Origin of the sequence: Synechococcus lacustris Maggiore-St4-Slac (genome assembly GCF_024345595.1) — a bacterium.
In the GTDB taxonomy this organism is placed as follows: Bacteria; Cyanobacteriota; Cyanobacteriia; order PCC-6307; family Cyanobiaceae; genus Synechococcus_D; species Synechococcus_D lacustris.
On record NZ_JAGQBK010000035.1, the window covers coordinates 1 to 9,153 of the forward strand.

Below are 9,153 nucleotides of genomic sequence, written 5' to 3' on the forward strand. Positions count from 1 at the left end.
GTGAACTTTGTAAATATCCGCCAGTGGCTTGCATCCGTTCAATTCATTCTTGCCTTCTTCTTTCTTGTTGGTCACCTCTGGCATGCAGGTCGTGCTAGGGCGGCAGCCGCTGGCTTTGAAAAAGGAATCGACCGCAAGGCCGAACCAGTGCTGGCAATGCCAGATTTGGATTGATATTTATCAATCAATCAATATCTCTAGCCCTCGCAGAAATGCGGGGGCTTATTGTTGCGGGCAATAATTGTGCTAAAGTAAAATAGATCCAACAAAATTAGTTTTATCTAATGACATCACAAAGAGACTTTACAGAAAAAGCATCAATTGAAGCAACAGAATCAGATATCAAAATAAATGAATCCGCCTCAGAAGTATGGGCACAAGCAGCTGATCAGTTACCAGCTGAAATCAACATACAAGGCAAGATATACAAGAGCTCTGATCTAAGTGGTAGGGCAAGGAAACTGCTAGTTATTTATCTTGCTGATATACGGTTAATTGGCCAACAAAGGGAGATGTTGGCACTTGCAGAACTGGGCCTCAAAAGCCTAGAAAAAGAAATTATTACTGCTGCTGAAAATAATTAGCAGATTATTTACCTAAGAACCTTTAAAGCGCTCGCCAACACGTGCATCTATAATAAAGATTAAAAAAACCGCATCCAACACTTGACGTAACAACTAAGTATTGTAAAACTGAGATAATTCATTTAGAGAGTGGAATGAGAAAAAAATTAGTTGGTAAATTCGTTTTAGGTACTGGCATATTCTTGTTAACTAATAATTCGTCAGCTTTAGCGCAAATAGGCCTTTGCACCCCAAACCCACTAACTAGTTTTACTTACGCGGGAGGGGGATCCCCTTTGGTTTTTGCCGGAGGTGGCACTCCGCTTAGCATTACAACAGCAGGTGCCGGTTTAAACATAACAGGCGGAGGCAGCCCACTTTCAATAACAGGAACAGGAGGAGCCACCGTACAGGTTGGAGGAACCTTTACTGCGGCATGTGGTGGAATCGCTTGCGTAGGCGTCGGTGATATTACAATTGATGGTGCAGGGGGATTTGTTATTGCTGGTGGCTCTGAATATGTTTTCACCTCGGAGGCTAGTACAACAATTGTTGGAGATGGTTCGTATACATTAACAATGGATGGTACGTATACTTTCACCAGCGAAGGTGTTTTTGCAACCACAACCTGTGGATCAGAAGCCGTTGTTGGCTCTTACGCAGCTGGCAACCAAAGCATCGCAAATGGTATTGGAGCAACAGCTCTTGGAACTGGCACGAGTGCAACTGGTGCTGGAACGATTTCTATTGGTAATGTCGTACAGAGTGCAGGTGATCAAACAGTTGCTATAGGTAATCAAGTTGCAGTTGATGGAGCTCAAGCTGTTGCTATCGGAAACTTAATAACTTCTGCTGGAACTGAATCTGTTGCTATCGGCGATGAAGCGGCTGCAGCTGGTGCTGCTGCTATCGCGATCGGTAATGAAGCTGAATCCGTGGGCGCTCAATCAGTTGCAATAGGTAATGAAGTTGCAAGTGCTGGAACTGAATCTATCGCGATCGGTAATGAAGCTGAATCCGTGGGCGCTCAATCAGTTGCAATAGGTAATGAAGTTGCAAGTGCTGGAACTGAATCTATTGCTATTGGCGATAAAGCGGCTTCTGCTGGCGCTACTTCTATCGCGATCGGTAATGCAGCTGCATCCGCTGGTGCTTCATCTATCGCAATCGGCAATACCGTTGCAAGTGCTGGTACTGAATCTATTGCTATTGGCGATGTAGCGGCTTCTGCTGGTGCTGCTGCTATCGGTATTGGTAATGCTGCAAATGCAGCTGGTATAGAAGCCATTGCCATTGGCAGCGAGGCATCGGCAGGTGGGTTTTATAATATTTCTATTGGTACTCGTGCAACTAATTTATACGCAAGTGGAGCTATTGCTATGGGCAATTTAGCAGCTAATGGCGGCGGTGCAGCTAACATTGCCATTGGCAATCTTGCTGTAACTGGTATCGGTGCAACTAACATTGCCATTGGAAATGCTGCTGCAACTGGTGGCGCTGCAGGTGACATTGCTATTGGAAATGCTGCTGGAACTGGTGGAGCTGGAGGTGCTATTGCCATTGGCAATGGTGCTGGAGCTGGAGGTAGTGCAGGTTCGATGGCGATTGGTAACAATGCTTCGACCTCAGGGGGAATCAACCAGATCGCCCTTGGAAATACCGTCAAAGCAATTGGAGATAGCACAATTGCCGTAGGTGATAACGCTCTAGCAAATAAGAAGGGAGCGGTAGCTATTGGCAGTCAGACAAATGCAACTGGTAGTGATGCAATAAGTATTGGCACTAATACCACTGCATCCAGTGAAAATGCAATAGCTATTGGCACAAATGCAAATGTTTCTGCACCAAATGCAAATGCTTCTGCAGAAGGTGCAGTTGCAATTGGCTCAAGTTCATCTTCAACAGCCGAATACGCCACTGCACTTGGTTCAAGTTCATCTTCAACAGCCGAATACGCCACTGCACTTGGTTCATCTGCTAATGCATCTGCAGAAGGTGCACTTGCCCTCGGTTATTCATCTGCTGCTTCTGGTGTTAATTCAATTGCTATTGGTGCCTATTCAATTGCTTCATGTGCCAACTCTTTTGTTTTAGGTGCTGGTGCAATTGCAAACGGCAATGGTGCCGGTGCAATCGGTTATCAAGCTAATACTCAAGGTGCCAATGCAATGGCTATTGGTGTTGGAGCTTGTGCTACTAATACCAGCTCATTTGCTTTAGGAACAAATGCTCTCGCTTCCGGGCAAGATGCTTCGGCTTTTGGTGTTAACGCAAAAGCTATTGGAACAAATGCCATTGCCGTTGGTACCAACGCTTCAGCCAGTGGTACTAACTCCTTAGCCTTCGGGGCAAACGCAAATGCAACCCAAACAAATTCATTTGTTATAGGCTCATCTGCACAAGCATGTGGCATTAATTCAGGTGCAATTGGAGCAGCAGCAAGAGCGAATGGAAATGATTCCCTAGCCATAGGAGTTAATTCTTTTGCTAACGGAACTGCTTCAATGGCAATTGGTGTGAATTCATTCGCTCAATTTGATAATTCAATTGCTTTTGGAACCAACGCTGTTGCTTACGGAATTAATTCAACTGCAATAGCATTTCAAGCTAATGCTTCTGGTACTAATTCATTAGCAGTTGGTGTATCAACAAGAGCCTCGGGCCTTAATGCCACCGCAATAGCTGTAAGCGCATTTGCTTCTGGAACAGACAGCATCGCAATTGGTGTATGCGCCCAAGCATCCGGCAGCCAAGCCATGGCATTAGGTACCTACGCACAAGCTAATGGCATTAATTCAACTGCGATTGCCTCTAACGCTCTTGCTTCTGGTAACAATGCCGTTGCTCTTGGTGTATACGCCAGTGCAACAGCTGAAAGCGCTATGGCATTTGGCACCACTGCTAATGCTAGTGGTATAAATTCAACTGCGATTGCCTCTAACGCGAGAGCATCAGGTGCTAACAGTATTGCTATAGGTGTTAACGCAACGGCTTCTCAAGCAAACTCACAAGCTTTTGGGGTAAATGCAACTGCCTCGGGAATAAACGCTGTAGCTATTGCTGCCTCCTCGTTTGCCAATGGAAATAATGCAACCGCAATGGGTGTTCTTTCTCAAGCAACTGCTGAAAATACAGTTGCAATAGGCACTGAAGCAATTTCTAATTCAATTGGTTCACTTTCCTTTGGTGCGGGTGCTCAAGCAGTAGCTAACTACACAATGGCTTTTGGAGTTGGCGCTCAAGCAACAGCTGCTAACGCAACCGCAATTGGTAGAAATGCGCGAGCAACTAGCGAAGCAGCACTTGCCGTTGGGTTAGCAGCACAAGCTACCGGCAATGTTGCGCTTGCGTTAGGGATGAATGCCCAAGCCCTTGCAACTGATTCATTCGCAGCAGGTGCATTTGCCATTGCAACTCAAACCAATTCATTAGCTTTGGGTACTGCTTCTCAAGCCACTGCCGTAAATGCAATGGCCCTTGGCACCAACACAAAAGCAACAAGTAATGGTGCATTTGCAGCAGGCCTATCAGCTTCTGCTACTGGAATTGATGCAATGGCACTTGGCATGTTTTCGATTGCATCAAACACAAATAGTTTGGCTTATGGATCAGGGGCTTTAGCAACGGCAGTAAATGCTATGGCCACTGGCACCGGTTCAATAGCTAACGCCGCAGCTGCTATTGCGTCTGGCGCTGGTGCTCAAGCCACTAATCTTGGCGCTATTGCCTATGGCGCCTACGCAATTGCTTCTGGTAATCAATCAATTGCCATGGGCAGTAATTCTCAATCCCTAGGTTCTAATTCAACTGCTATTGGTATCAATGCTTTGGCAACCAATGCAAGATCCTTTGCCGCTGGATCCTGCAGTAAAGCACTGGGGGATGGTGCTATCGCATTGGGTGGTTATGCCAATGCGTTAGCTAATCAAGCAATTGCTGCTGGCTTTAATGCATTAGCAAGCGGTATTAATGCAATAGCACTTGGTACAAATACAATTGCGAATAGCACTGATTCTTTTGCTGCTGGCTTCTTTGCTGCTGCTACTGCAGAAAATTCCATGGCTCTTGGTACATCATCTAAAGCTTCTGCATTTGGTGCATACGCTGCTGGTTATCAAGCAAATGCATCTGGTTCAAATTCAATGGCATTAGGCTCCCTCGCCAAAGCATCAGCTATCGACTCCTACTCAGCTGGTTTTCAAGCTAATGCCGCCGCTAATTACTCAATGGCTCTTGGTACAAATGCAGCCGCAGCTGGTGTTGCTTCATTTGCAATTGGCTTAAATTCACAAGCCTCTGCTGCTGATTCAGCTGCAATAGGAACCAACTCACTTGCTAATGGTAACAGTGCGTATGCCTTAGGATTAAATGCTAAAGCTCTTAATACTAATTCTGTTGCCCTTGGTGCTCAATCTTTTGCCAATGGCTTTGATAGTTTTGCCGCTGGCACTAGTTCCTTCGCTACTAATACAAATTCTCAAGCATTTGGATCAAATGCTCAAGCTACCGGAGTTGATTCTTTTGCATCTGGTGTTAACGCAGATGCAACATCACTTTCTGCCATGGCCATTGGTTCTGGCGCCCAAGCTACAAATTCATATGCCATAGCTTTTGGTTCCAATACAATTGCATCCGCTTTTAGCACAACTGCCATAGGTTTTAGTGCATATTCTTTAGCAACAAATGCTTTAGCTATCGGCACTACTGCATTTGCAAATGGAACTGATTCACAAGCCATCGGAAGCGCTGCAATTGCCAATAAAAACAATGCTCAAGCAATCGGTGTTAGCAGCTTAGCAACTGGCTTAAATGCACTTAGCGTAGGCACAAACTCAAGTGCAACTGCTAATGATGCAACAGCCACTGGTACTGGTTCTATTGCTAATGGCGTTAATTCCATCGCCTTTGGCACTGATGCACGTGCTACCGCATTAGATAGCCAAGCAATGGGTGATAGCGCTCAGGCAACTGCAACCAATAGTTTGGCGATCGGTAGTTCTGCTTCTGCCACTGCTAATGATGCAACAGCCACTGGTACTCGCTCAATTGCTAATGGTATTAATTCAATTGCCTTTGGCACCGATGCACGTGCTACCGCATTAGATAGCCAAGCAGTAGGTTACAGCGCTAAGGCAACTGCAACCAATAGTTTGGCAATCGGTAGTTCCGCTTCTGCTACCGCTTTAGATGCCATCGCCACTGGTACTCGCTCATTTGCTAATGGCGTTAATTCCATCGCCTTTGGCACCGATGCACTCTCTACTGGATTAGATAGCCAAGCGATGGGTTACAGCGCTAAGGCAACTGCAACCAATAGTTTGGCAATCGGTAGTTCCGCTTCTGCCACTGCTTTAGATGCCATCGCTACTGGTACTCGTTCATTTGCTAATGGCGTTAATTCCATCGCCTTTGGCACCGATGCACTCTCTACCGCATTAGATAGCCAAGCAATGGGTGATAGCGCTAAGGCAACTGCAACTAATAGTTTAGCGATCGGTAGTGCCGCTTCTGCCACTGCTTTAGATGCCATCGCCACTGGTACTCGTTCATTTGCTAATGGTATTAATTCCATCGCCTTTGGCACTGATGCACTCTCTAGCGCATTAGATAGCCAAGCTATGGGTGATAGCGCTCAAGCTACCGCCATCAATAGTTTGGCGATTGGTAGTGCTGCTTCTGCTACCGCTTTAGATGCTATTGCCACAGGTACTCGTTCAATTGCTAATGGTATTAATTCCATCGCTTTTGGCACCGATGCACGCGCTACTGCATTAGATAGCCAAGCAATGGGTGATAGCGCTCAGGCTACCGCCATTAATAGTTTGGCAATTGGTAGTGCTGCTTCTGCTACCGCTTTAGATGCTATTGCCACAGGTACTCGATCAATTGCTAATGGTATTAATTCAATTGCTTTTGGTACCGATGCACGCGCTACTGGTTTAGATAGTCAAGCTGCTGGTTCTTATGCCGTTGCAAATTCCACCTCTGCCGTTGCTATCGGCACTAGATCCAAAGCACTTGCTTTAGACACCGTTGCTATCGGCACAAATGCATTAGCTTCAGGTATTCAATCAACAGCATTAGGCACAGATTCAGTTGCTAATGCACTTCAAACAATGGCATTTGGATATAAATCTGTAGCTGATAGCAATTTTGGCACAGCAATTGGTAGCCTTGCCCTTGCCTCTGGCGAGCGTGCGCTGGCATTTGGATTTAATGCAATTGCCCAAGGAGTGAATGCGGCTGCAATTTCCACACAATCACGATCTATTGGTACTAATTCAATTGCATTCGGTGTTATTGCAGATGCAAATGGCGTCAATTCAATGGCATTTGGAGTTAATGCCAAAGCGCTTGGTACAAACTCAACAGCCTTAGGAGTTGGCTCTGATGCAAATGGGTACAATTCCTTTGCATTCGGAATCAATGCCGTTGCTAATGGTAATAATGCATTTGCTTTTGGCGTTAAAGCAAATGCTCAAGGGGACGATTCCTTTGCCCTTGGTGATGGATCTTATACTTCTGGTACATCCGTAAATTCATCTGTAACCGGAGATGGCGCAAGAGTTGACTTTTCTCCTTGGGCATTTGTATACGGTACTGATTCAAGTGCTTTTGGTGCTCCTAACAGCTTTGCCTATGGCACAAACTCGCAGGTTGCCCTAACAGATAATGCAACTGCATTTGGTACTAATTCTCTAGCCCGTGGCAAAAATTCCATGGCTTTTGGAAGCTTTAGTACCACTGGGTCTGATACTGCTAATGGCATTGCAATGGGGGTTAAATCCAAGGCAAAACTTGATAATGCAATGGCTTTCGGTACAAGCGCATCTGCCAATGGCGTAAATACAGTTGCATTTGGCGCAAATGCTAACTCATACGGCACAAATGCTTATTCAATTGGTACAAACTCAGCAAGTAATGGAACAAATGTTTCTGCCATAGGCACTAATTCTGTTGCAATAGGGATTAATTCCACTGCAATTGGAACCAGCTCCACAGCCGAAGGGGTTAACACGCTCGCAATTGGTGTTGGAGCATATGCAACTGGTTATTATAGTAATTCAGTTGCTATTGGCACTAGCTCGTATGCTGATGGCACCAATGTTCTTGCATTCGGTGTTTCATCTAAAGCACTTTCAACCAATAGCATTGCAATTGGCACATCTGCCCGTGCAATTGCACCTTCTGCCACTGCAATAGGAACTAGTTCACACGCATTAGCACCTGCTTCAACAGCATTAGGTTTCCAATCAGTTGCCACTAGGCCATATCAAGTGGCTTTAGGAAGTACTTGGTCTCCCTATACTCTCCCAGGTTTGTCACCAGGAGGTTCTTTTATTGGAAGTGCTTATCAAAATGGTGGCGAGAAAAAATTTGTAACTTCAGACAACTGGGGAACTTTAGGCACAAGTTCATTTAATGTTAATGAACTAATTAATTCTATTGGCTCCGTTGGTGCGTTAAGTGCCGCTTTGGGTTCATTGCCATCCTCAACACTTTTACCAGATGAATCCCTGCGATGCGGGATCGGAACAGGTACATATGGAGGTCAATTTGCAGGATCTCTTGGTTGTGCAGCTCGGATGGCTGATCGTTTGTATTTCAATGGCGGCGTTGCAATGAGTCAAACAACTTCAGTTGCTGGAGGTGCCATGGGCAGACTAGGTTTTTCGATTGGTTTTGGCGGGCCTCCATCTTCACAAAAGCAACAACAATTATCTGAAATCCCAGGAATTAATAAAGGCTCAAGCTTAATGGAATTCGGCAACGGCACAAATTCTTCAGGTGATATAAATCTAATCAACCCAACCCCTCCACCGGATCAAAAAGCAGGCGATTTAATTTTTGCTAAAACTTCTTCACCTACTATTATCAACCCCGCATTGATTGCCACTTCAAATTCAAGCAACTCAGATGTTGAGCGCCTGAGGCAACGCTTAAGTGAATTAGAAAGGGAAATTGTCAAACTAAGATCTGGCGAATCAAACTCTTCTGCCAACGATAAAATTAAAATTCTCACTGAATTACTAAACGAAAAAGATGCCCGCCAGAATGAATTAAGCGTCCTTGTTTCTCAGCTGAAAAAGCAAATGAACGATCAACAAAAAACCATTGAAATGCTTCTTAAACGGTTTGCAAAATCCCTATGATTATTTCATCAACCAGTGGCGCAATAATGGCAAGCTGAGCCCAATCACATTGCTAAAACAACCATCAATCCGTTCAATCATCAAGCCACCTCGACCCTCAAGTGCAAAACAGCCGGCACAGTTCAATGGTTCGCCAGTAGCTACATAGGCTTTGATTTCTGCTTCGCCAACGGCTGCAAATTGCAATCTTGTGCTAACAATCTCGCCATATTCAGCCCCATCAGCTGCCAGCCAGCAATGGCCCGTATGCAACACCCCCCAGCCGCCGGCCATGCGCTGCCAGCGGCTAATGGCATCAGCTGGATCTTTTGGTTTACCAAACACCTCACCATCAAATTCAAACATTGAATCGCAGGCCAAGATGCCTAAACCTGCACTTATGCCCTCGATTGAGATGGCATGGGCCACAGCCTTGGCTTTTGCAATTGCTAAATCCT

3 protein-coding genes and 1 pseudogene are annotated in these 9,153 nt (G+C 45.4%); 3 read left to right on the forward strand and 1 reads right to left on the reverse strand.

What is annotated here, in order from left to right:
* The 3 genes and pseudogenes from KBY68_RS12130 to KBY68_RS12145 form a co-directional block, all read left to right on the forward strand.
* Positions 1–174: pseudogene (locus KBY68_RS12130) on the forward strand (photosystem II reaction center protein CP43); the annotation flags it as partial.
* A gap of 110 nt (positions 175–284) precedes the next feature.
* A complete protein-coding gene (locus tag KBY68_RS12135; protein ID WP_255097450.1) occupies positions 285–584 on the forward strand; it encodes a hypothetical protein in 300 nt (99 codons plus the stop codon).
* Positions 585–859: 275 nt separating this feature from the next.
* A complete protein-coding gene (locus KBY68_RS12145) occupies positions 860–8,716 on the forward strand; it encodes a YadA-like family protein (protein ID WP_261345866.1) in 7,857 nt (2,618 codons plus the stop codon).
* On the opposite strand, the gene KBY68_RS12150 is transcribed toward KBY68_RS12145, so the two are convergent.
* On the reverse strand, positions 8,717–9,153 hold a 437-nt coding region (locus tag KBY68_RS12150; protein WP_255097453.1), incomplete at its 5' end, for a Maf family protein.